At 45.5% G+C, this 24453-nt stretch carries 17 protein-coding genes; 3 read left to right on the top strand and 14 right to left on the bottom strand.

From position 1 onward, the window contains the following. Positions 1 to 241: 241 nt before the first annotated feature. Both MHB82_RS14690 and MHB82_RS14685 read right to left on the bottom strand, forming a co-directional pair. Positions 242 to 859 (bottom strand): CPBP family intramembrane glutamic endopeptidase, encoded by a 618-nt coding sequence (locus MHB82_RS14690; protein WP_341175080.1) that lies wholly within the window; start codon positions 857 to 859, stop codon positions 242 to 244. Then, positions 856 to 1758, bottom strand: coding sequence for a LysR family transcriptional regulator (locus MHB82_RS14685; RefSeq protein ID WP_341175079.1), 903 nt, complete (start codon positions 1756 to 1758; stop codon positions 856 to 858). The genes MHB82_RS14690 and MHB82_RS14685 overlap by 4 nt, the downstream gene beginning before the upstream one ends. Positions 1759 to 1932: 174 nt before the next feature. Here MHB82_RS14685 and MHB82_RS14680 point away from each other — a divergent pair, with 174 nt between their 5' ends. Both MHB82_RS14680 and MHB82_RS14675 read left to right on the top strand, forming a co-directional pair. Beyond that, a complete protein-coding gene (locus tag MHB82_RS14680) occupies positions 1933 to 2898 on the top strand; it encodes a DMT family transporter (protein WP_341175078.1) in 966 nt (321 codons plus the stop codon). 106 nt (positions 2899 to 3004) lie between these two features. Beyond that, the gene (locus tag MHB82_RS14675; protein WP_341175077.1) at positions 3005 to 4318 is read left to right on the top strand and encodes an erythromycin esterase family protein; all 1314 of its coding nucleotides are present in this window, start codon (positions 3005 to 3007) and stop codon (positions 4316 to 4318) included. A 99-nt stretch (positions 4319 to 4417) separates the two neighbouring features. On the opposite strand, the gene MHB82_RS14670 is transcribed toward MHB82_RS14675, so the two are convergent. The 12 genes from MHB82_RS14670 to MHB82_RS14615 all read right to left on the bottom strand — a co-directional run bounded on the left by MHB82_RS14670 (position 4418) and on the right by MHB82_RS14615 (position 22507). Further along, positions 4418 to 6544, bottom strand: a complete 2127-nt coding sequence (locus MHB82_RS14670) for a galactose-binding domain-containing protein (protein ID WP_341175076.1) — start codon at positions 6542 to 6544, stop codon at positions 4418 to 4420. Positions 6545 to 6621: 77 nt separating this feature from the next. Continuing rightward, positions 6622 to 9678 (bottom strand): glycosyl hydrolase, encoded by a 3057-nt coding sequence (locus MHB82_RS14665; protein ID WP_341175075.1) that lies wholly within the window; start codon positions 9676 to 9678, stop codon positions 6622 to 6624. 17 nt (positions 9679 to 9695) lie between these two features. Beyond that, positions 9696 to 10697 carry a glycoside hydrolase family 130 protein gene (locus MHB82_RS14660; RefSeq protein ID WP_095358065.1) on the bottom strand — a complete coding sequence of 334 codons (1002 nt, stop codon included), beginning with the start codon at positions 10695 to 10697 and terminating at the stop codon, positions 9696 to 9698. Between the two features lie 31 nt (positions 10698 to 10728). Further along, positions 10729 to 11556: a carbohydrate ABC transporter permease gene (locus tag MHB82_RS14655; RefSeq protein WP_095358066.1), complete on the bottom strand. Its 828-nt coding sequence runs from the start codon at positions 11554 to 11556 to the stop codon at positions 10729 to 10731. Positions 11557 to 11568: 12 nt separating this feature from the next. Further along, entirely contained in the window at positions 11569 to 12471 is a 903-nt protein-coding gene (locus MHB82_RS14650) for a carbohydrate ABC transporter permease (RefSeq protein ID WP_341175074.1), read from the bottom strand. 75 nt (positions 12472 to 12546) lie between these two features. Further along, positions 12547 to 13917: an ABC transporter substrate-binding protein gene (locus MHB82_RS14645; RefSeq protein ID WP_341175073.1), complete on the bottom strand. Its 1371-nt coding sequence runs from the start codon at positions 13915 to 13917 to the stop codon at positions 12547 to 12549. 191 nt (positions 13918 to 14108) lie between these two features. Beyond that, positions 14109 to 15749 (bottom strand): response regulator, encoded by a 1641-nt coding sequence (locus tag MHB82_RS14640; protein WP_341175072.1) that lies wholly within the window; start codon positions 15747 to 15749, stop codon positions 14109 to 14111. Further along, a complete protein-coding gene (locus MHB82_RS14635) occupies positions 15746 to 17548 on the bottom strand; it encodes a sensor histidine kinase (RefSeq protein WP_341175071.1) in 1803 nt (600 codons plus the stop codon). Before MHB82_RS14635 ends, MHB82_RS14640 begins: the two co-directional genes overlap by 4 nt. 264 nt (positions 17549 to 17812) lie before the next feature. Beyond that, positions 17813 to 19369 (bottom strand): alpha-L-rhamnosidase-related protein, encoded by a 1557-nt coding sequence (locus MHB82_RS14630; protein WP_341175070.1) that lies wholly within the window; start codon positions 19367 to 19369, stop codon positions 17813 to 17815. Positions 19370 to 19382: 13 nt separating this feature from the next. Beyond that, positions 19383 to 20219 carry a carbohydrate ABC transporter permease gene (locus tag MHB82_RS14625; RefSeq protein WP_341175069.1) on the bottom strand — a complete coding sequence of 279 codons (837 nt, stop codon included), beginning with the start codon at positions 20217 to 20219 and terminating at the stop codon, positions 19383 to 19385. Then, positions 20216 to 21094: a carbohydrate ABC transporter permease gene (locus tag MHB82_RS14620; RefSeq protein ID WP_341175068.1), complete on the bottom strand. Its 879-nt coding sequence runs from the start codon at positions 21092 to 21094 to the stop codon at positions 20216 to 20218. The genes MHB82_RS14625 and MHB82_RS14620 overlap by 4 nt, the downstream gene beginning before the upstream one ends. A gap of 81 nt (positions 21095 to 21175) precedes the next feature. After that, on the bottom strand, positions 21176 to 22507 hold the full coding sequence (locus tag MHB82_RS14615) for an ABC transporter substrate-binding protein (RefSeq protein WP_341175067.1): 1332 nt from the start codon (positions 22505 to 22507) through the stop codon (positions 21176 to 21178). Positions 22508 to 22637: 130 nt separating this feature from the next. On the opposite strand from MHB82_RS14615, the gene MHB82_RS14610 reads away from it, so the two are divergent. Beyond that, positions 22638 to 24446 carry a sensor histidine kinase gene (locus tag MHB82_RS14610; protein ID WP_341175066.1) on the top strand — a complete coding sequence of 603 codons (1809 nt, stop codon included), beginning with the start codon at positions 22638 to 22640 and terminating at the stop codon, positions 24444 to 24446. Positions 24447 to 24453 lie beyond the last annotated feature (7 nt).

Below are 24453 nucleotides of genomic sequence, written 5' to 3'. Positions count from 1 at the left end.
AATCATCAAATTGAGAAAAAAATCCTTTGACAAGATTTTAGCGGCATGCTACAATAAAAATATAAGATAGACTTACTATGCTCGTATACATAAAGATACTCGTGAACTGATCATACCATCGTGTTAATTTATATGCAATAATTAAAAAAAGGACCTGACTAAATGTCTGGTCCTTTTTTGGTATTTCGTTCAATTTATCCAGGTGTTATGGGTAATAATGATCAGCTCCCTTGCCCTTGTCTTACTTATCTTTTTTAAGAACGATGACTTTATACTTGAATAGCAGTGTCACACCCACATTCATCGCTACGTGAACAATTACAGGGACAATTAAATTATCAGTAGCCCCATACAATGAGCCGAATAGAAGGCTTGGTATCACAATATTGAGCAGCATGATAGGAGTTTTGAAATAGGAAAAGTGAAAAGCTACAAACAAGGCTGAAGAAGCAAGAATTGCGACCCACTTCTCATCCAATACGATATAAAATAAATTCTGGATGATCCCCCTAAACAGCAGCTCTTCAAAGAGACCTGCCAAACTCATAAAAATAAAAATGTAACAGAGGGGCTGATTGGCATACTCCTTATTGGACTCCTGAATATACTTCTCAGGTACCAGATACGTCATCAAAACACCAAATAAGATCAGGCCAAGCGAGCATCCCAGGACAAGAAGGACCATAAGCAAAGGTTTCTCAAAAGCTAACAGACGCTGCATGGAGACCATATCCATCTGAACGAATACGAATAGTGCCGCAGAGCACATGAACAACAAGGATACATAACCTATAGCTACATCTTTCAGTCGAGGTACTGCCGGTTTATTATGTACTTGTAATTGTTCCGGCTTCTTCATTTCCTTCCCCACTCTGACCCTTTTACATTTGACCCATTTGTCTTACGATCTGCGGATAACATTAATTCGTCTATGAATGAACGAAGTGTACTGGTTAGGAAGGAATCTTTCCGGTGAATGAATACAGTTGAGACCTCATTATACGTTTGAGAAACAGGATATGCGTGCACTTTGCCTTCATCAATCAGGTGACTTACAGAAGATTTGGGAGAAATTGTGATCCCGATCCCTGCGGTAACACTTCCGATTATCGTTTCAAATGTGCCAAACTGCATTATCTTTCTAGGAACAATGCCTTCTTCCCTTAACCAGCCTTCTAACCTCTCACGATAGCTGCACCCTTTGTTAAATAACAATAGCGGTGTGTTCGTGACATCTTCAATTGTAAATGAACTGCTCTTGGTAACAAGAATGAGTTCCTCCCGAAAAATCTCACTCGCCTCAATCAAAGGATGATTGATCGGTCCGGTAACAAAAGCCCCATCCAATTTAAAATTCATCACATCCTGAAGCAATTGTTCACTCACACCTACATTCAAGGAGAAATCCACATTGGGGTACTTCTCAACATAGTTGGATAGTATACCAGGCAAGCTGATCATCGTTTCTACGATTCCAATGTTAAGAATACCTGAAGGGGCATCCGCGCTCTGAAAAGTACGTTTCATCTCATCAAACTTGGCCAATATTTCTTCCGCGTATATCAGCAGCCGTTTACCTTCCGCGTTTAGAATCATTCCTCGTTTATGCCTGGTGAACAACATGGTCTTTAAATCTTTTTCAAGCTGTTTGATTCTTGCGGTTACATTGGACTGAACATAACTTAACTCAACAGCAGCCTGGCTCACGCTTCCCCGCTCCGCAACAGTTTTAAAAATCCTCAAGTCATTTAATTCCAATTTGCTCGTTCCCCCATGTATATGATCATGCAGTTAACCATCTATCTTATCTATCTCGTTCACCTATCATTTTAAATGATGATAAGTACGATTTTCAATCATTTTACTCTCCACTTTTTATATCATATGATTCAGTGGATTAAATTGGACACCAATGATGATGGAGTTGTCAAAATGAACAGAAAGAACGTTAGTCTGGGCACTGCTCTGTGCCTGATTGCCAGCATGTCTTGGGGTGCCATGTTCCCCGTAGCGCACAGCGCATTACAATTCATGGATCCACTGTATTTTTCGTTTTTCCGCTATTTCTTCGTGACGGTTGTACTTGTGATATTACTTGTCTTCAAGGAAGGAAAATCCGCATTCCGGTTGGAGGGAAAAGGAGGAAAACTCCTTTTTTATGGAACGATGGGCTTCACGCTGTATAACTTCATGATTTTTTCCGGACAGGACTTGATGGGCGATTCAGGTACAATTATTGCCTCTATTATGGAAGCACTTATGCCCATGATTACCATTGTCATCCTATGGTTCAGAACAAAAATCAAACCCGCACGATTCATGATGATCAGTATCCTGATTGCTCTAACAGGTGCTTTACTTGTCATTACCAATGGGAGTCTTACCTTTTTTGCAATGGCCGCTGAACACCTTGTCCCTGTTCTCTTTATATTTATTGGAGCGGTAGGTTGGGTTCTGTATTCACTGGGAGGAAGTCAGTTCGGTGAATGGTCTGTTCTGCGATATTCTGCATTAACTTGCTTGCTGGGGACGATTGTTTCCTTCTTTATTGTTGCGTTAGGTTCCTTGTTCGGTTTACTGCAGACGCCTGATTGGCATACGCTGTCTTCTGTTAAGTATCAAATGACGTTCATGGTTATTTTTCCTGGTCTCATAGCTTTGCTGAGCTGGAATGCAGGAATCAAAATGCTCTCCACCATAAACGGGATCCTATTTATGAGTGTGGTTCCGGTAACGACCTTTGTACTCATGGCCTTACAAGGCTACAAAATCAGTATGAATGAATTCTACGGTGCACTACTTGTTATTTTTGCCTTGATTCAGAACAATTACTATCAGCGAAAATCCTTAAGGAGCCTGGACCTAGCTGAAAATGGAGCACTAAAGAAAGCCTTATAAAAGACAATATCAAACCTACCCTCCCCACCTAAGCGGCTTGATTCGGTTATTCAGTGAACAATTCGGAAATAATTCTCTCATACCGCTTATAGGAAGGAAGAACTTCATGAATTTTAACTCTCAATCAGAGAAAGACGCTTATTTAAAAGAACTGGGTGCCTTATTTATCCCTTTGGACGAGATGGAGAATCTGGACCGAATGGTTGATGCGATCGGGGATGCAGATATTGTGCTCCTGGGGGAATCAAGTCATGGGACAGCTGACTTCTATCGATACAGGGCTGAGCTTTCGAAAAAGCTGATTTCAAGGAAGGGATTCAACATCATCGGTGTTGAAGGGGATTGGCCTGCTGCTTATCGATTGAATCGGTATATAAAAGAAGCACCGGGTACCGATTCTTCGGCAGCAGACGCACTAGGTGATTTTACTCGCTGGCCGACCTGGATGTGGGCGAATACAGAAATTCGTGATTTTGCCGAGTGGCTAAAAGAATATAATGCAGCTGAAATCAGTGACAGTAGTGAACGTTCTAAGGTCGGATTTTATGGGATCGATATGTACTCCTTATGGGAATCGATGGAGGCCATTATTGGGTATTTGGAGAAAACCAGGTCTCCTCAATTGGAACAGGCCCGCCGCACCTATGCCTGCTTCGATCCATACAACAAGGATCATCAGAGTTATGGTATTGCAGCAGGATTACTTTCCGAGAGCTGTGAGAATGAAGTGGTCGAACTACTAAAGCAGATGCAGAAACAGCGTATGGTGCACCCTGGTAGTGAAGAAGAATTGAATGCAGAGGTTAACATGCTGGTAACTTCCAGCTCCGAAGCCTATTATCGAACGATGGTCCGCGGTGGCCCGGATTCATGGAATGTACGTGACATGCATATGGTGGAATCACTGAAGCGTATCATGTCCTATTACGGATCCTCTGCCAAAGCCATTGTATGGGAGCATAATACACACATTGGAGATGCGCGAGCAACAGACATGCTGGAAGATGGCATGGTGAATGTTGGTCAGCTGCTGCGTGAGGATGCACAACATCGGGTGTTTGCCGTTGGCTTCGGAACCTATAAAGGAGAAGTCCTTGCGGGAAGAGCCTGGGGAGATCCTGTTGAGAAAATGGTCGTGCCACCCGGGCAGCCGGGCAGTTGGGAGGATTACATGCATCAGGCAGGAGGAGGCCGTAATGGCATGGTCATGCTCTCCGAAGCGTCCTCGTTACTGCATAAAGTCATTGGTCACCGCGCCATCGGTGTGGTATATGATCCGAAGCTTGAACGGTTTGGCAATTATGTACCTTCCAGCATGGCGGACCGTTATGATGCATTTGTCCATCTTGATCAGACAACTGCCCTTCAGCCTCTCCCGATCCATAAACCAGTTGCAACGGAAGCACTTTTTTCATCGTAACTCTGCTTGGATAAAGATCACATCTCAAAATAATTTAAAAAGCGGCAGTCTCCTAATGCATCGATTCAAGGATATAGACTGCCGCAATGCTATTATATTCTACTCGGGACCGTAAACCTCCAACTCCCAGATCGAATATCCGTATATGGTTGCTCGAACCGTTCCATACATTCGAACATACCGTGCTTGAACTTCGTCAAAGGTTATGGTTTCTATACCACCCTGACCTGCTGTGGTACTGTATACATCCTGCCAATTCCCCTCATGACTCGGATCTTCGGTAACCTGTATTCGATAACTCTTGCCATAAGCAGTTTCCCAATACAACCTCACTTCATCTATCGTTTTACTCTCGCCTAAATCCACATATACCCAGCCCGGGTCCACTCCCCGTTTTGAACCAAAGCGCGTAGTGAAATTTCCATCATTTACGTATGGAGCGGTATCTTCAACTCCATCACGAGATGAAGCTACTGCGGGACGATGAAGCGCTAAGTTTGTTCTGGGAAGTGGTTCCTCATCTTGAACTGGCCTGATTGTAATATCATCGTAATGTTCCTTGCTCAAAAAGTTCATCTCGTGAAGTGTAGTGGCCGGCTGGCTTGCTCCAGGCATATATATATTTTCAAAGGTCACATCCGTGATCTTGGCACCTTCCATGCCTTTCATTTTCGCAAAACTTTCGCCAGCGTCACGTACCGTAATATCCTTAATCCTAATATCACTGATGGGCCCAACACCGTTATTGCCAGCATTCACCGTAAATAGGGTCATCCAGGCACTATTGTCTTCGTTCTTCCCGCTAATGTCTTCCACATCCATGGATTCAAACCGAACATCGCTCACCGCACCGGTGCCGTACTTGTGATGAATGGCGAACCCGACTGCTGCTTTATAAACAACGCCATTGCGAAATACGATATCGGACTGATTCTGCATAACGCCTTGACCAACCTTATATCCATAGCACAACGTCCAAGCAATCGTGTCCTCAAATAGCACATTGCGAACAGGCTCAGGATTACCCGGCCATGGCACTCTTCCGGAAGCGATATCCGTATCCGATTTCCATGATTTTGTGGAGAAAGGATCATCAAGTGAGATGCCAATGGCATTCTGTACAATGACATCTTGAGATTCACAAATATCGATACCATCGTTCTCCCCCATGCCCAAACTGTTAAAGAGCTTTAGATTTCGGAAGACAAGATCGTCTGAACGCACCGTAACCACAGCCCAGCCCGCTGATTCTCGGATGACAATGCCTTCCATCTCAAAGTGGGTCGTATCGATCGGAACAACCAGGTTATTAATCATTCCTTTTCCATTGGTACTTTTGTCATCATGCAGCGCTTGCCCGTTGCCGTCAATTGTACCTCGTCCATATATTCGAATGTTCTCGGATTGGAAAGCCGTGGAGATCCACCAGGTTGCGGGTCGTCCCATCGAATCCTTGAACCAGTGCTCCGTGTAATCTGTAGTTTTGCCCGTACCTACCAAGGTGGCTCCGGGTGCCATATAGATGGCTGTATTACTTTTTAAGACCAAGTTGCCAATAGAATAAGTTCCTTCAGGTACATAAACTATCCCTTGGGCTCCTCCGCCTTTTAAGGTCCCGTATTGGCTGGCATCTTCAATGGCCTGTTGAATGGCCTGGGTCCTTGCTGAAACTCCAGTGGATGACGAACCTGAGGATGCCACATGATACGGCGCGGCTCCGATATTAAAGATCCCCTCCCCACCTGAAGCAGGTACATCCGTTTCGAGTGGATCTGCAGCGATGACCATGCGGGTCTTGCGATTATTCATCATTACGATAAGGTATTCGTCAGATTGAGTCGTGAAAGTGATGGTTCTCCCCTCGATCTTGTCCGCTTGGATTCCGAGTTTCTTCGGACTTATCGAATACTCATGCACCTTGTCCGTGTTCAGGATCGTTAATTCGTAAGTGACGGGGCCATCTGACATCGAAAAATGCGCATAGTCATAATCGCTGAACCCCTTCACAACAGGAACAGGCACACCGTTTGCCTTAAGCGTGTAATTCACGGAACGTGCATACCGGACCGATGGCTCGTAGGTTGTAATTGTCGCTGAACTCCCCTGAAGATGCTGTTCTTCACTCTCCAATGCGTTAACGTGAGAATTCGAATAGGGTGTCAGCAGTAAAGCAAAAACTATAGTAAGCATAATGGTTGCACGAAAATGCGTTCTAACCCATGCCATTTCATATCGCCTCCAGTCATTTCATCACCTTAGAAAGCGCATACAATAATTCTTCAGCAAAATTATCCTTGTTCTAATCATTCAGGAATACGAACCAATCTGGGAGTGGCAGAGAGTCCAAAAGGTACAAACGCATAACGCTCCTGGTAAATAGAAGTATTCGGATCCAGATCCTTATCCGTCCATCCCGGCTTATCCTTAAAGCTGTCTGGGCCTACTTTAATTGGCTCCCCTTTTATATGATGATGTGGCCCGAGCAAGTTCCTGCAGCTTCCGGTCAATTCCAGCTCAATGTGATTTTCTCCTGGTCTAAGAAAATCCGTGATATTGGAGACATACGGCTCCCATAAGAAAAGACGAATCTCTACTCCGTTAATCCTTAACCTGGTGACTGTTGCATCTGGTTGTGAACCAAAATCCCAAAGCCAGGAATCTCCATCACCGAATTGTATTTGGATCGTCTGCGCAACTCTAATGCTTCCTGCGAAGAACGGTAAACCCTGACTTACCAAATCGTCTTCCAACGAGCATATTTGCAGAGAATCGGCGAGTATAAATGGTCCCTCCGTACATCTCACTCCATGTTCATCACCCACATAACCAGCTTGGGAAATGACAGCAAAATCACCGATAATATATATGCTTTCAAGTTCCGTATCCAGTGTAAGCTTATTCGCTTCGGATTCGAATTGGTTTGCCCGAGCCATCGCTGCATACGTTTCAGGTGAATTCCAGAAGTACAGGCTGAACCTGATCTTGTTTCTTCCTTTGAATAGGCATCCCCCGATATTTATCTTTTGGAAAGAGATATCCCTCCACCAACCGCTGCTGATTGATTCAACATCTATTTCATTCACTACAATTTGCAGTTTTTCCGGTTTTTCCACGACTAAATACATCTCCTGCCCGTCAGCAGGTTCGAATGCAAGGTTAATGCTGAATTCCAACTCGATATGAACGGGGGAACCGATCTGCAGCAGCTTTTCCTGAATAAAAATAAGGGGCATTTCCGTTGACCATTCCCCATTCTTTACGCGATACCTGCAGGTATCCAGCGTGATGCTATTCACATCGATTTGCTCGATTTTCCACTGGTTATCCAGATGATAAATAGGACTATTGCTTAGGTCCGTTTGAAGCAGATTTATTGGATCGGAATGACTTTTCACATCATGCTGTGTAAGCAGGAACATATAGGACTGAGCCGGATACAGCGTCAATGCAACGCGCGTACCGCCATCGACCGTTCTTTGGTTCACTGATTTGAGGTCACCGCTTTCCAAATCAATAAGACAAAGCGTTCCCTTTTGATAAATGGTTAGTTCAATATCCGAATATGACTCATCACCTGAATTTACCAAATAGTAAAGGTAAGCGTCGTCAAGCTTAAGTATCTGGACGTTAACCATATCGGATACAATAGGTTTTCCCAACCTGTCATGTACTGAGATCGACGGCGCAACCTGACCGGATATCATTTTGGCTATGGATAAACGGGTATGGGCGGGTTTTAGGGCAGCATGGATCAAACGATCGATCTCTTGATTCTGTTCTCCATCAATCAACCGTGGGTAGGGTTCAAGTGCAATTAACATCCCCCCCTGGAGGATAAACTGATGAAGCAAACCGACTGTCCTGCTGCTTAATGTGACGCATGGAGGTATGACTACAACCGAGTAGCGGGCTTCTCCTACAACGAACTGTCCGCCATCAACATTTCCATGGCGCTTCAACATCCCTTCACTTCCGTAATCATGTTCAATGAACGATTGACACAACCAGCGAGACAGCTGTGCAAACGATTGATGATACGGCTCTATCCCTGCTGAATCTGAACCCTGTTGTTCCACCCAAGCGGTGCCGATGGGATGCAGCAGCAATACCTCCGCTTGCCTGGAGCCTTCGACCAGAAGCATCGATAACCGGGCAAAGTAATCGTTAAAGCGATGATAGTGTTCCCACCAAGGCTGCTGATAGAAAAGAGAAGGAGGATAATCCCGCTTTCGCAGACCTCTTAGCGAATATGCCTGCAAGTGCTGGCACATGAGATTCATTCCATGAACAAATTGCCACTCGCCGATTCGTTTCAGATCCCGAAAGCTGATATTCCACCCCGTACAGCCGTAACTTTCAGTGATGGCCTGTTTTTGGCCGAGTTGACGCACAACAGAGCTGACCTGCTTGGGAACCAGCGGATCTTCGCCAACAGATCGGCCCAGCCAGTCACACCCTGGAATATGCAGATACTCATAAAAGCAAAGAGGGTCGCCTACCGAGGTAACTTGACTCATAAGCGTTTGTTCGTCTACGACGTGACCAACAGACATCCAGCCCCTCTCCCCGCACCACTCACCTACCTGCTTGGCATAGGCTTCTGTGAACATCGTGGTAACGCAAGACCAATAATCATATCTCATTTTGCGGCAGTTATCCGTATCCAGAAACAGTCCTGGAAGAGCTTCAAGAATCGAATAACCGTAACGGCTCTCAAATACATTCGTAAGCTCCAGTGACCACGGAAGATCACCTCGACCAAACTGCGGTTCATCCGTGAATATTCCCTTGATTGCAGAACCATATTTTGGCCCAAGCCTTAGCCAGTAAGCATCGTAAATCATCTCAATAAATGTGCTCACTACATGCTTGCTTAGCGTATCAATATAATACGGATTGACCTCGTAATACACGCGGAAGTCAGGTCTGCGTGGATCATCTTGTTTAAGGAGATGCAGCTGATCTCCAATCTGAATATAGCTGGCAATCGTCACTTTTTCTTCTTGATTAAAGGGTGCCCACTCGTATGAAAGTCGCTTTTGCTGATAGGAATGACCGAGGGCAGGCAGCTTTCCGTCTGCGTAACCGCTGGGCCAGCCATTTTCATCATACAGCCACACCTCCATCCCAAGTTCCTGGCACTTCTCGATACAGAATTGGTTTAAATCCATCCACTCCTCACCCATGTATGGTACCGTTAAGCCTCCTCGGGCGTGAATAAAAAAACCGCCAATACCTGCCTCACGCATTTCTTCGATCTGCCTTAAAAGCTCGTGCTTATTTAGATCGTCATTCCATGACCAGAATGGTTTTGTTCGATAACGAACAGGCGGATCCTTTAGCAGGTTCCATACTGTCATAGTTTATCCACCTCGTTTTAATCGTTTAGGCATAGCTTGATCAGATCATCGATATGTGCCGTGGCCAAACATTCCACCGTATCCGCCGAGCCGTAATAGATTTTCACTTCACCATCAGATTCAAGGATCATCCCGCCAGGAAAGATTACGTTATTCCTGAACCCTCCCTCGATCTCGTAACTTACTTCTGGCGCTATTAAGGGTTCCTTGGCCCTGCCAATGATTTTCTTCGGATTATTCAGGTCAAGCAGCATCAAGCCAGCCGTATATCTCTTCTTCCAGGATGATTCCCATCCATTCTTCCCCCTTGCTGGATCAATATCTACAGCATGGAATGTGGTAAGCCACCCATGCTTTGTCTTGATTGGTGGAGCGGCAGGGCCGATCTTGTCATTGGCAAAAGTAACGTCTTCAACAGCCAGCAGTAAGTCGGAATTGCCCCAATATTTCAAATCCGGAGATTCGGATATCCACATATCAAACCGGTCCATTCCTCCTCGGCTGTACACGGTGAATGGCCGTTCAAGTCTCACGTAGTTTCCACCGATTTTCTCGGGAAATAATACCATGTTGCGCAAATCCGGCGTGGATAGACTCAAAATTTCAAAGTTCTCAAAGTCGTCCGTAACAGCAACTCCACCGCGAATACCATGCTTCGTATCCACGGCGAAACACATATAACAACGACCGTCTAGCACCGTAAGTCTAGGGTCATATGCCCGAATGATCTCTTGATCGTACAGCTTAAAACAAGGTTTAGGCCGTACTTCCCAATGGATACCGTCTGTACTGAAAGCGACTCCAAGGTCGGTGGTATGATGTGGTTCAAGTGTCATCTGTTCGGTGGAGCCGTAATCGTTCCGAAACACCATCACATACGTCCCGTTGAATTTGGTTACGCCTGCATTAAATACAAGAGCAGTCGGGTATGGAACCCGGGATGCATCCAGAATCGGATTTTCCGGATAACGTTTAATGACAGAACTTGAGGTCAAATCTCCGATATGAATTGAATTCATGGCATATGCCTCCTGGTTGGATCGATTCCTGCTAGCCCTTCAAGGAACCGGCGGTCATTTGCATAAAAGATTTGTTAGCAAAAATATAAGCGATTAGAATCGGCAGAATAGAGAGGCACGCCCCAGCCATCATGAAGTGTGTCTGTGAAGCGGCGGCGACCCCGTATTTCAGATTGGCCAAACCGACGGTCAACGTCTGCAATTCAGGTTTGCTAAGCGTAAATACAAACGGGAGCAGATACTCGTTCCACGCCCCTCGGAAGGCAAACAACGCGCAGACACCAAGTCCTGGCGTAAGCAAGGGAATGATGATTCTCCAAAATGTCCTTCCCGGTGAGCAGCCGTCGATTCGAGCCGCTTCGTCCAACTCCCTGGGGATCCCGTTCATAAAACTTAGCAGGATAAAAAAGGCTGAAGCATGGGCGCTGATCAGAATCAGAATGACTCCCCACAGTGAGTCATGTAGATGAAGCTTAACCATAAGGTCAAATTGAGGTCGAAGCACGACAGCTCCAATGGCCACAAACATCGTAAATGCCTGAAGGCTGACGTAGATCTTTTTACCGATAAAATCCATGCGGTTCACGACATACGCTGCCATGGAAGCCACGAGCAATGTCCCAAGCGTCGAGGCACTGGCAACGAAGAGGCTATTCAGCGTATAGGTTGAAAAATTCGCCTGTTTCCATGCTTCGAGATAGTTGGAAAACTGCCAATCAGCCGGCAGAAATGTGGCCCCGGCCGTCAGCTCAGCATTGGTTTTGAAAGAACCGAGAAAGGTGATTGCCACAGGGAACAGGGTCAGGAATGCAACGACAATCAGAAACGTCCATAGTGCGGTATTCCAGGCGATTTTCATGAACGTTCCTCCTTAATCGTTCTGACTCATTCTACGAGAGCCGTAGAAATAAAGTATTGTAATCACGCCGACAATCAAGGCGGTAACAAAGGCGGCGGCGCTCCCATACCCAAACTCCTGAATTTGCGTCGCCGCGGCCCCGCCAGCCGGTGGAAAAAATAATTTGTACACGTAGAGGAACATGACATTCGTTTTCCCGATCGGACCTCCATCGGTCATGACCATGATGTTTTCATAACCTTTGAGTGCATTAATGATGGCGAGCATGATAATCATCTGCATGACAGGACCGAGCATTGGAATAGTGATGTATCTGAACTGCTGGAATTTGTTAGCTCCATCCAGTGCAGAGCTCTCGTACACATCTTGGGGAATGTTTTGGAGACCCGCCAGAAATAAAAGCATGTAATTTCCAACCGCTCCCCATACCGCCACTAGAATAACGGTCAGCATTGCATAATCCACGCCGAGCCAGTCGATGGCATTTTGAATAAAAAGATACTTCATCAGAAATTGATTCAGAATGCCATTATACGAGTTGAAGATTGTAAAAAAGACAACTGCCATGACCGCCGTACTTATAATCGTCGGCATGAAGAAAATGGCTCTAAGCAGATTCTTTCCTTTAATATTCCAGTTCAGAATCACAGCCAGGATCAAGGCAAGCGGAATCGATAGCAGAAGTTTGCCTCCGGCATAAATAAACGTATTGGCAACGGACTCCCAAAACTGCTGATCTCCCATAATGCGTTTGAAGTTGGCCAAACCTACAAATCGCTCCGTGCCAAATCCTTTGTAGTCATAGAACATATATCTCAGCGCCCATGCCATCGGGTAAATGCCTAAAACCATGGTCAGAATAAAGCTAGGCAAAAGAAAACTGTATGAGAAGGCAGCATTCTTCGCTTTATTCATATCCTCTCAACTCCCTGTATTTCTTTCACTTTTTTTAAAGGTAAGGATGGTATAAGCACCATCCCCGGTCTGCTTCTACTTCGCATATTGCCCCGCAAGATCAAGCGGATTAAAATCTGCTATTGGTTCCGCCTTCACATCCCCGCTTGCGATGGCAGCATCCAATGCGGCGTTATAACGAGTGTTCAAATCGCTAATGATGGAATCCAGATCGCCACCACTCAGCATATAACTGAAAAACGCATCATCCGACTTCATGCCTTGAACTGCTACAGACGGATATACTGGCCAGACACCGTCGTATTGGTTTGGAAGGAATCCGTCAATCCCTTTCACTTCCGGCTTGGCGGCGACCGCACTAACGGAAGGAACCATGGATATGCCAAATCCTTTTTCCTGGTACTGTTTCAGGATGGATTCGTCGTACATGTACGTGAGAAATTTCCATGCAGCTTCTTTATGTTCAGACTGAGAGCTAATGGCCAACCACTGCCCACCCAAGAAACCAGATGCGCCATTGAATTGTCCATTAATGGATGGTACTGGTGCTGCGGCCCAGTCAATCTTCGCCGGGAATTGCGATTGGTAAACTCCTGCCTCTGCGGAAAAGGATAAATACATGCCAATTTTACCTTCTGCGAATTGTGCGCGCAGTGGATCAATATCCAGCGACTCAACACCCGGCAGCATGCTGCCATCATCTTTGATTTTTTTGAAAGCCTCTATAATGGGCTTAAAACTACTAAAATCGTAGCGTGCGGTCTTAAAATCATATCCAAACCCTCCGTACCCGCTAACCTCTGCGATTACTCGCGCAGAGCGCCCAAATGCACTCGAAGGACTCTTGAAATTCTGAGCGAATCCATAGGCTCCGCTAGCCTTCCCCACTTCGGTTATTTTCTTAGCTGTTTCGACCAGCTCCTCCAAAGTGGTGGGTGGTTGCTTAATGCCTGCTTTGTCAAAAAGTTCTTTGTTATAGACCAATCGCATCGTCGTGCCATAGTTTGGCAGGCTATAGCGTTTACCTTCAAAACTGTTCAAGTCCTCCATGACCGGGAACTTTTCCTTCATCTCATCCGTCAAAAACTCATCAATGGGTGCAAGAAATCCTTTCTTATAGAATGTCTGGATGGTATTTTCCTTCACGCGGATAATATCCGGTGGCTCTGAGGTCTGATAGGACATATCCAGTGCCTGATCGAAATCGTCTCCCTTGATGACCAGCTCAACCTCAATGTTGTCCTTATTCGTTTGGTTGAATGTATTGATCGTTTCTTTGACATACTCGGAATCATGGCGATCTCCCGTCCAGTATGTGATTTTTGTCTTGGCATTCGCTTCTGTTCCCGATCCTTGTTCGGAAGGTTTGGGGCTGCTGCAAGCTGCCAAACTCCCTGTAAGCACCAAAAACATCGCCGAGATGAGAATTTTTTTGCTTATTTTCATTTACCTAGCCTCCTCATCATATCTGCAATCTCGTTCTTTCTCCTTTAGTATAGGGGGTGCTCTTCACTTACATAATGCGGGTAACCACACATCAAGGGCAGGTTTCTTCATCAATGTGCCATCATTCAATAAAACAAGCCCTGCATCCAAATATCCTTCGGAAACAAGGCTTAATCTATAAACGAGCAACTCTAGACCAGATCGGGAGGCGTACTGATTTTCCCTGTACTATAGAGCTTGAACTCGGATGGAGTCATATTGGTATGCTTCTTAAACATTTCGCTGAAATAGCGGCGATGCTCGTACCCAAGGCTTTGAGCGATCTCTTGAACCTGATAATCGTCGATCAGCATCTCTTTGGCTCTCTCCATCCGCTGGTGAACAACGAATTGTTGAAAGGAAATATTCAGTACTTTTTTGAATAGATTCGAAAAATATCCGGGGCTGATATTAAACTCCTTGGCACAAACATCAAGGGATAAGTTCGTATGCAGATGTGCACATATATATTCTTTTGCCTGATAGATCAGTTTCGTAGATTCGTCGGATCGTTCATGTTCAATCCATGAACAAGCTTCAAGACATATTCCCTTTACCGTCTCCCTCATCAGCTGGAATGAAACATGACCTGAACGCCTTACTGCATTCCATTGATCTTCAAGCTTTTTTACCCAATCCGGTGAATAGTGCTCCGACATCACCCTACAGATTTTGGAGGATAGCTCATAGCATATGTTTTCGACTTGCTGCGGTTTCGGCAGGGGGTCCCGCTGTAATAGATCATTAAAAATCTGCTCCAAAATAAGCCGGCACTTTTCGCGATGACCGGAGCGTAAGGAGAATAGCAATTCCTGTTCCGTCGAAACCGTATAATTCAAGAGTGTTTTCTCTTCCTCCGAAGTGCTTATATAACTATTCATGCCATGGGTATAGAATTGATACTCCAGCGCATTTAATGCCTTTTGATACGAATCAGGCAGTTCATCAATCGCATCAACACAGGTTCCAACCCCAATGGAAATCGTTGAATGCGTGAATTGATACATGTTTGTTCGGCACGCTTCCGATATCCGTTCTGCCAGCTCGATGTCCCTGCAATTGATAAGACATACAAAACGGTTTAATGCCTCGCCAAAAACGACACCACGAGTGAAACCTCGAATCGTTTCCTCCAGAACATTTCGCAGACTGAAGCGGATGAGCTCTACTTCCCGCGCAGGCTGCTGTTTATATTTGTCCATGAAACGATCCAATTCCACGATAAAAAGATTGAAGTCCCTAGAATCAAGCTGAATGCCGAGAGTTTGCCATCTGAGATAGGCAGTCGTTGCATTGGTTCGATGATGAATCAAGAGAGACAGGTGTTCTTGTTGCAGAGCAGGCAGGCTTTGCATCATATTTTGTTTCAGTTCCAACACTTTGCTATGTTCCTGCCATTCCTCCAAATAAGCCTTCTTCGCCTTCAATACGACTTGCACAATCTCGTCGATCGAGAACGGCTTCTTGACGAAGTCAAATGCACCTAAACGAATGGCCTGTCTCGTAAATGAAAAATCCGTATATGCACTTAGGATAACGATTTTGGTGGAAGGAGATTTTTCGAGGATTTCTTGAGTCATGGCGAGACCATCCTTTTTGGGCATGCGGATGTCGGTTAGCACAATTTCGGGCCTCTTTTCCTGCACAAGGCGAATACCTTCCTCACCATCCAGTGCTGTACCAACCACCTCAATGTGATGTTCCTCCCAAGGGGGCTTTCGTGCGATCATATCAACCACGCTTCGAATGTCATCGATGATGCAGAGTTTTACCATTTGTTGTTCAAGGATCATGCTTCTACCTCCCCTTCTAGAATGGGCATCCATATTTCCGTTCTTGATCCTTTTCCAGGAAGACTGGTCAGTTTAATTCCGGCTTTTTCTCCATAAAAGAGGTTGAGCCGGTTTACAATGTTGTTTAGGGCATACCCTTTGTTAGTGATCCGAGGTTCCCGCATCCGCCTATCTACTTGCTCAACATCCATTCCTGTTCCGTTATCCTCTATGATTAGATGTAATAAACGATCCTGGAGAGTGACATGCATTTGAATCCGGCCACCTGTGCTTATATCCTTAAAGCCATGTTGAATGCTGTTTTCAACAATGGGTTGCAGCAAAATTTTCGGCAAGAGTGACGTTAATAGCGAATCGTGAGTCACCGTAACTTCAAAATCGAACATCCCCTCGTAGCATTTTTGCTGAAGGAGGCAGTATTGTTTCACATGAAGCAGTTCTTCCTCAAGTGTATTCCAGTCTTTCCCTCCGCTTAAACCTAACTGGAACATTTGGGACAAGGACATAATCATCTCGCTGACCTCATCATTTTCACCTAATATGGATTTGCAATATATGGTGTTAAGGGTGTTGTATAAAAAGTGAGGTTCCATCTGCGCGGTTAACGCTCGCATCTCTGCCTTCCTTTTCCCGGATTCACTGAGTCTGACATCATCGATGAGACGATTGATCTCATCCAGCATTCGGTTAAATTGGTAACCCACTTGAGCTACTTCATCAGTAGAACGGCTTTTGAAGCGGACATTTAAGCGATTATCTTCTACCTCCTTCATGAGGCGCTGCAGCTTATAGAGTGGGTTTAACAGGAGTGCAGTCAATCGGGTGGATAAAAACCAGGTAAGAAGTAAAAAGAAAAGCATAATGAAAAAGGTGGTTCGTTTGACATTATTCATTTGCTCAAGCAGTTTATCCTTTTGCTGAATACCGAACAAACTCCAGTCATCCATAATGGAAGAACGGGTATAGTTCACCAGATAATCGGTATTGTCGAATGCATGAAAAAAGGAACCTTGTACGTCTTCAGATAAATTCATCAAAAGCATGCTGTCCTTCATCAGATTATGGCTGGAGGACCAAGCAGTCCGAATTACTTCCTCACCTTTTGAATCAATGACAAAGTAGTCACTGTCATCATTCAAGGAATGTTTGTTCACCGTACCAATCAATCCGCTCTCGTTCACGTTTACGACGATAAACACATTCGTATTGGAATTGTTATCTAGTGTTCCCTTCGTCACAAAGGATAGTGCGCGACTGTTACCGGTAAAAAACTTGTCAATGTGCCCCTTAATCCATATCCCCCCGTAGTTTTCCTTTACATCGTAATACATGCTGGACTCATAGAAGGATTGGTTTTGCGTACGCCGCTGCGCTATTGGGTAAAAGTCTCCGATAGGTGTAGCAATGAGGATGCTGTCGATTAAAGGTTCATTAAAGGAGACTTGTGAGAATACATACTGAAGTTCGGACAAGTGAACATAATAGTTCGATATATCGTTGCTCTGTACATCCAGCATCATGTCCTTAAAGGCGTAACTGAACATAAGAGAACGAACCGAATTGGAGATTCCCGACAGCTTATCGTCCAAGATCTGGTTCGTTTTGTTTACCGTCTCTTGGCTGGATTCAAATGCGTTTTTTTGAATTTCCTTCGAAGCGATCCAATACGTCGTCATGCCTACCGAACCTATTGCAAGCGTTATCATAATTATGAAGGCGAATCGAACTCTTTGTTTAAATGAGATGCCATGAATCCACCGGCTGAACGTTCCCGGTTTGAATTGAATTCGTTTAATCAAACTTCATCAACCTCTCCTGATCTACAAGACTTCCCTTTCACCTTAAACTAATCGTTGCGAAAATATTGTACAATAGAATGCCATTTTAGCAACAGGTAAGTTTCCTCCAGAGCAACTTGGCCCCATGAACCTGTCCATACAGATAAAATCCTCCCAACATACAAATTTTTATTTGTTTGTACACGTTCAATCTTTTGAAACCACTAACTCAAAATCAAAAAAAGCCGCAGAAATCGCGACTTGGTCATCTTACTCTGCTATTAACTATGATGAAAAATATCGTCTTATAAAATAACTTGGCGTACAGCTCCATGCATGACAATAGCTGTTCACCAGGTTGCTGCCGTAAGGAGAATACGTTTTGTCATCCGGGTTGTATAACTCCCAGAAGGTATCCGCACCGTCTTTCAACATGCCTCCCCAGTATGTTCGAATTTGCTCAATCGCCTTTTCCTTTTCTCCGCATAAGAGCAATGCATCCACGTAGTGATGAACCATATACGGAGTAGTCATACCTATAGCATTCGTATGACATTTAAGTCTTTCGAGCAATGCTGTGGCGACTGGTGCATCAATGACCTCTGCCAGGATCATCCATACTTGGGATGCCCAAGACACCTGTCTCCCTTTTCCACTAATGAAGAACTTCTGTTCCTCGTCCCATAGATATGCGAGTGCTGCACTCACCGCTTTTTCGATTTGAACGTTAATCCAAGCCGCCTGGTCTACCAAGTCCAGCTCATGGGCAATCTTCAGACCTCTTCTCATACTATAGATGAGCACCGCTTGCGCCCCAGCCTGCTTGTTGAGTTCATCATGCCAATCCAGGAAGCAATACCAAGTGTCATCATCATGTACGATCCCCTGCTCGTTCAGCCTTGCGATTGCAATGTGAATCTGCTCGTACGCTACTGGCCACAATTCTTCCAACGTATCCCGATCCCCTGTCGCTTCATAATAATCGTAAAGAGTGGCTACGAACAGCAGCGCGTAATCGTATAGATAAGTCTCGTCCACATAAGGCTCCGGATACTCATATAAACAAGCCCCTACTCGACCGCCCTCAAGCCGTGATCCGGCAAAGAGATACAGGCAGCGTTTAACAAGGTCATTACAGCCGAAGGTTTCATAGTTGACGAGCGCCTGCAGTCGAAGGTCCCCGATCCATAAACGTCGATCCCGCTTGGGACCATCCTCGAAGACGGTTTGCATGCAGTCCCGCAACGTTTTCACAGCAACCCGATCAATGTTCGCCATTTCCAGTCCGATGTCTTGTCGCAATGGGGGAAGTGCTGCCAAATCAGCAGAGGTTACTGTCGTGCAGTACAGATCAGTAAGTTGGACGTCATAGCGAATCGAGGTTTCAAGGACTTCAATCTTCAGATAACGGAATGCATAACGGCGATCCAGCGTAATCGTTCCCGGCAGCACATCCACGTTGATGATCTCATCCTGCAGCCAAGATCGGCTAAGCCATCCTTTGTATTCACTGAAATCCTCTCCGACTTCGCATGGCATTTCGCCGAATGTCAATCGAAGCCGGAGTGGCGCATCGGCATTACTCCGTACGTTCCGGAGTGATATTGTTACATAACCGACATGGTGTGTTCCAAAATCCAGCGTGATGCAATCGCCTTTTTTTAAAATCTGATCGTATACTTGAGCAGCCGAGCCGCCCGATTCCACGCCCCACCCTTGAAAAGCTTCCTCTTCCTGAACCACACTCACCATGCGTTCCGGGTAAACTTTCTGTTGATGCAGCTCAGGTGTAAGGCGTTTTGCTTGGTCTAACCAGGTCGTATTTATCATGTGTTCATTCATACACTTATCCTCCCTATCCCTTGACCGCTCCGACGGTCATGCCGCCAATGAAATATTTTTGCAGGAACAGAAACGCGAGCAGCAGCGGCAGAGCACACAGAAAACATGCTGCAAACAACACGTTCCACTGCGTGGGATTTTGCTGATCCCCAAGAAATCCAAGCATGGCAAGTGGCAGTGGAGAGTCATCTGCTCCCGAGATGAAGATCATATTGAAGAAGTAATCATTCCAGATCCAGACACCCTGCGTAATAATGACGGATACGGTCACGGGAATAAGTAAGGGAAATACCACCGTCCAGAAGCGTTGGAACAATCCTGCCCCATCGATGTGTGCAGCTTCCTCCACTTCTTCAGGAACACCACTCCGAATGAAGCCGGTATACAGGAAAGTGGAGAACGGAAGACTGCACGTAATAAACATAAAGATGGGCGTGTATTGGTTGGTTGGAATATGCAGTGCATTGATCATCTGCACGATCGGGATCAGTACCATCTGCGCAGGGACCACGAGTCCAGACAAGAAAAACAGATACATAAACTTGCTTAACTTAGTCTTCAAACGCGCCATCGGATACGAAGCCATGGCTGCGAACAGAACTACGAAAATGACCGATACGCCCGTCAATACAATACTGTTCCAGAGCGCTTCAGGGAAATGCATACGCTCGAAGGCAGACTTATAACTTGCGAGAGATAATTCCTGAAACAATGCCAGCGGGTTCGTATTATTGCTAGGATCACGAAGCGAAGTCGAAAAGGCGATAATCAACGGAATGAGATTCAGTGCCATAACGGCGAGTACAACAAGCTGAACTGACCCTTTGCTGAGCCACTTACGAAGCATCATGCCGACACCTCCCGTTTGTTCATTTTCAGCACAAAGACGGCGGTAATCACGATAATTACGGCAAATGAAATGACACCAAGTGCCGAAGCTTTACCGAAGAGCTGTTCTGTAAATGCCATTTTATAAATCGTATAGATCAGCGTGTTGGTAGCCGTTCCGGGGCCGCCATTGGTCATGATAAACGGGAAATCGAAGGCTTTGAGGCCATTGATTAAGCTTAGCGTTACGTTGATCGTAATCGCTGTTGACAGCAATGGAATTTTGACATGCCGCAGCAATCTCCAGGAACCACAGCCGTCCATTCGACCGGCTTCCAACAGATCGGTGGGAACGGTCTGGAGCCCTGCGAGAAAAATAATCATCGTTGTTCCGATGGTCTTCCAGATTTCGACGAAGATAATTGAATACAGGGCAGTCGAATAGTCCCCCAGGAAATTCAATTCGTTCGCAATACCCAACTTATCGAGAAAGGAAGAAATCAGTCCGTAATCCGGCATATATACGTAGCTCCACAAAAATCCGACTACAATTGCACTAAACAATGTGGGAATATACGCCAGGGAACGATAGATCCCGGTTCCTCTTATTTTCATGTTTAACAGCAGAGCCAGTGCCAACCCGATGATATTGCCGGCGATCACGGTGACAAACGTGTAGATCAGCGTATTTTTTAATGAAATACCAAGGATATCACTGCTGAACAATTCCTTATAGTTGCCGAATCCGATATAGTTGTAGGCTTGGGCGTATCCGTTATAGTCCGTTATGCTGTACTGGAACAACCGCAGGATCGGGAAGATCCAGAAAGTCAGGTAGAAAAGTAATGCCGGTAAGGCAAACCAGTACATGGACTTTTTCATTACAGTAGAGCTCATCCTGCTCCATCCTTTCCAAGAAGGCCTGCAGCAAGGGAAGAAAGGCTAACTTTGCTTCCCATTGCTGTAGACAGCATCATTCTAGTTTTTCCACAGCTCTCTGAACTTGGTTTCCATGGCGTTTGCCACATCCTCAGGTGTTGTTTTCTGACCTGCGATGATTTCAGCAAACTTCGATTGCATAACATCCGACACTCCTGCCGGCCACATCTGATTACTGAAATAAACGGAGTTTCCGGTTTGTTGGTAGTTGTCGTTAACTTCCTTGAACAATTCGTTCTCAAGCTGCACATCTTTATAAACACTAATGGAGCTGTTGGCTTCCACAAACGCTTTGAAAAGATCTGATTCGCCGTCGAACAGGTAGTTCAGCACTTCCTTAGCAGCGTCCAAATTTGCCGATTTCGCGTTCAGAGCGTACCCCGCTGACGTTGCCGCGGACACAAACACTGGCTGTCCTGGCTCGTTACCCGGTAGTGAGGCAAATCCGCGTGTAAATTCAGCTGCACCCTTGGAGGTCATGGAAGCGTAATCCCATGTTCCGGTAAAAGTCATGGCTGCTTTCCCATCAATGAACAACTGTGCAGATTGGGCACTTCCAATGCCAAGCGAGTTCTTAACCACATAGTTCTTATCATAGAGCTCTTTATATTTGGATATCGTTTCGATCCACTTTGGATCAGTCAACGATTTCTCACCGTTTTGCAGTTTAACATCAAAATCCATCTCACCCGGATATACAACATTGGCAGCGATCGGATACATGCCGAATTGAATCATCCACGGGTCTTTATCGCCCATTGCTATTGGGGTTACACCTGCAGCTTGCAGCTTTTGGCACAGTTCCAGGAAAGAGGACCAATCTCTCGGAAACTCGGTATACCCTACCTGCTCTAACAATTCCTTGTTGTAGTAAACACCCAGAAAATCAAGCCCTTCAGCTACTCCATAGGGTTTGCCCTCGTAGGACATGTCTTCCTTCGCTCCCTCGCTGATATTATCCCAGAACGTCAGGTCGGATAGATCTGCAGCGAATCCTGCCTTCGCAAAATCATTAACGCCGCCAGCCGCATTCTTCGGAAAGATCCAGAAAATGTCCGGACCCTGACCGGCCGCAAGCTTGGTTCGCACAGATGTGTTGTACTGGTCGTCAGGCAGCTTCTGCACTTCCAGCGTAATATTCGGGAACTTTTCCTTGACTAGACGCGGTAAGGTCTCCAGCTCAAAATCCTCTCCTTCAGAGGCCTTGTTTCCCGATAGCATCATGGTTAACGTAATGGCCTTCCCGGACTCATCTGTTCCCCCATTGCTATTATCCGTTCCACTCTCTTCCGAGCTGCCAGAGCTGCATGCACTCAGGAAGATCATGAGAAGCACTAACGTTAAGGACCAGAGTCGTTTTCTTTTTTCCATCTTGTCATTCCCCCAATTCATGTTTATTCTTGCTTTGTGCACATTCTCATCATAAGGTGCGCTCAAGTGCATTTGCTTTGGCTCGTTTGGTGCACTATTTTTAGATTTGACAATGGCGGGAGGAGCACGTATGATTCTGTTCAACATCAAAACTAAACTTTTTCTGGTCCTTGTCCTCGTGTCGATTGTGCCGATTATCGTCGTTTCTGTCAGTTCCTATCGAAGTTACACGAAGCTGGTGAACGAACAGACCTCACTCGTGACGTCGACAACCATCGGCAATTCGGTCAAAAGCATGGAAGAGATTTTGCAGAATATTGACCGAATCTCCGTCACGCTACTTCAGCAATCCTCTAATGCAACCGCTTACAGCACAGTGAGTGACGAACTCATCAAGCTCAACGGGACGAACGACCAGTATGAAATCTTCATGATCCGCAGCAAATTGAAATTAATCTTCGAGAACATCCTGCTTGGCTACAATTACATCAATGGGTTATACCTGTTCACGCCAGATGGCAAATGGATCAGCTATGGCAGCAGCGGCACCGACCTTCGCCTCGATTATATCGCTCTTCGGGATGAGTGGTACCTAGATACGATTCAGCGTAAAGGTGATCTCTATATTGGTGAAGTCGGCGTCAAACCGTATATCATTAACGCCAAGGAATCAATAGGTTTCTCCAGAGCCCTCTACGATCCTAACAATAATGAATTTCTTGGTGTGTTTATGCTGGATTGCAGTATGAACATCTTCGACGGTTTGAACCGAAATCCGGCCCCAAGTCTGTCCAATCTGTATCTGGCAAATGATGCTGGCGAGATTCTCTATTCATCAGATGGAAGCAAAATGGGCACGCCTCTCTCTGCTTCTCTTGTTAAGGCAACTGAGCAGGTCGGCAGCAATGCCCAGTACAAATCCATACAGGATAACATGATGACGGTGATTCAGAAGGTACCCGGACGCAACTGGAATGTGATCGCCAACATCTCCATGGATCGGCTGTATGAGGAATATAATATATCGCAGAAGCTCTTGTTCTATGTGGCTGTTAGCTGTGGAGTCATCTTCCTGCTGCTTTCCTTCTTTTTGTCGAACCTGATCACCAAACCCATCATCGAATTGACCAAAATGATGCGTAAAACCAAATCTCACCGATTCGTAACCATCAAACCTCAAGTGGCCAGGCAAGTCGATGAGATTGGCATTTTGTATCACGAGTTCAACAAAATGATGAAGGATATCGATACCCATATACGGGAGAGCTACCAAAATAAAATTCTCATGCTGGATTCACAGATGAAAGCGCTCGAAGCCCAGATTAACTCGCACTTTCTCTACAACACCTTGGAATCAATTAATAGCATTGCTGAGATCGAAGAAGTCGAGAGCATCGTGGTGATGACCAAGTCGCTCGGAGACATGTTCCGCTACAGCATCAAAACAGATAGCGAATTGGTCATGGTCAGCGAGGAACTCAAACATGTCGAAAACTATATGGCTATCCAGCAAATCCGGTACGGTGACAAGATCAGTTTCGATCTTCATGTGGACCCGGAGATACATAGCCGTCGCATGCTGAAACTACTGCTGCAGCCTCTTGTGGAAAATGCCATTTTTCATGGGCTCGAGAACAAACGCGGAAAAGGATCCATCTCCATTACAGGCTTCTTTCAAGGTGACCGAATTGTATTTCAAATCCGGGACGATGGTATTGGCATGTCTGAGTCACAGGCGGAAGAGCTTCGACAGCTGCTCATGCAACCACCTGAATTTGTCGCCGTTGGCCAGCGGCAGAAGCAAAGTATCGGCATCAAAAACGTGCATTCAAGAATTGCACTGTATTACGGAGATGCCTACGGACTTTCCTTTGATACCGAGTTGAATAAGGGAACACAAATTACGATTGAGATTCCAGCTGATTGGGAAAAGAGGTGACCAAAGG

The organism is Paenibacillus sp. FSL K6-2862, assembly GCF_038005125.1.
GTDB classification, from domain to species: Bacteria; Bacillota; Bacilli; order Paenibacillales; family Paenibacillaceae; genus Paenibacillus; species Paenibacillus illinoisensis_A.
Note: the sequence above shows the minus strand (reverse complement) of the source record. Positions and strands in the feature narration are given on the sequence as shown.

Excerpts from the sequence above, each read along its gene's own strand:
- MHB82_RS14645 (WP_341175073.1), bottom strand. The coding sequence starts at position 13,917 with ATGAAAATAAGCAAAAAAATTCTCATCTCGGCGATGTTTTTGGTGCTT.
- MHB82_RS14610 (WP_341175066.1), top strand. The coding sequence starts at position 22,638 with ATGATTCTGTTCAACATCAAAACTAAACTTTTTCTGGTCCTTGTCCTC.
- MHB82_RS14630 (WP_341175070.1), bottom strand. The coding sequence starts at position 19,369 with ATGAATGAACACATGATAAATACGACCTGGTTAGACCAAGCAAAACGC.
- MHB82_RS14655 (WP_095358066.1), bottom strand. The coding sequence starts at position 11,556 with ATGAAAATCGCCTGGAATACCGCACTATGGACGTTTCTGATTGTCGTT.
- MHB82_RS14620 (WP_341175068.1), bottom strand. The coding sequence starts at position 21,094 with ATGAGCTCTACTGTAATGAAAAAGTCCATGTACTGGTTTGCCTTACCG.
- MHB82_RS14650 (WP_341175074.1), bottom strand. The coding sequence starts at position 12,471 with ATGAATAAAGCGAAGAATGCTGCCTTCTCATACAGTTTTCTTTTGCCT.
- MHB82_RS14675 (WP_341175077.1), top strand. The coding sequence starts at position 3,005 with ATGAATTTTAACTCTCAATCAGAGAAAGACGCTTATTTAAAAGAACTG.
- MHB82_RS14660 (WP_095358065.1), bottom strand. The coding sequence starts at position 10,697 with ATGAATTCAATTCATATCGGAGATTTGACCTCAAGTTCTGTCATTAAA.
- MHB82_RS14625 (WP_341175069.1), bottom strand. The coding sequence starts at position 20,219 with ATGATGCTTCGTAAGTGGCTCAGCAAAGGGTCAGTTCAGCTTGTTGTA.
- MHB82_RS14640 (WP_341175072.1), bottom strand. The coding sequence starts at position 15,749 with ATGATCCTTGAACAACAAATGGTAAAACTCTGCATCATCGATGACATT.
- MHB82_RS14680 (WP_341175078.1), top strand. The coding sequence starts at position 1,933 with ATGAACAGAAAGAACGTTAGTCTGGGCACTGCTCTGTGCCTGATTGCC.
- MHB82_RS14690 (WP_341175080.1), bottom strand. The coding sequence starts at position 859 with ATGAAGAAGCCGGAACAATTACAAGTACATAATAAACCGGCAGTACCT.
- MHB82_RS14670 (WP_341175076.1), bottom strand. The coding sequence starts at position 6,544 with ATGGCATGGGTTAGAACGCATTTTCGTGCAACCATTATGCTTACTATA.
- MHB82_RS14615 (WP_341175067.1), bottom strand. The coding sequence starts at position 22,507 with ATGGAAAAAAGAAAACGACTCTGGTCCTTAACGTTAGTGCTTCTCATG.
- MHB82_RS14665 (WP_341175075.1), bottom strand. The coding sequence starts at position 9,678 with ATGACAGTATGGAACCTGCTAAAGGATCCGCCTGTTCGTTATCGAACA.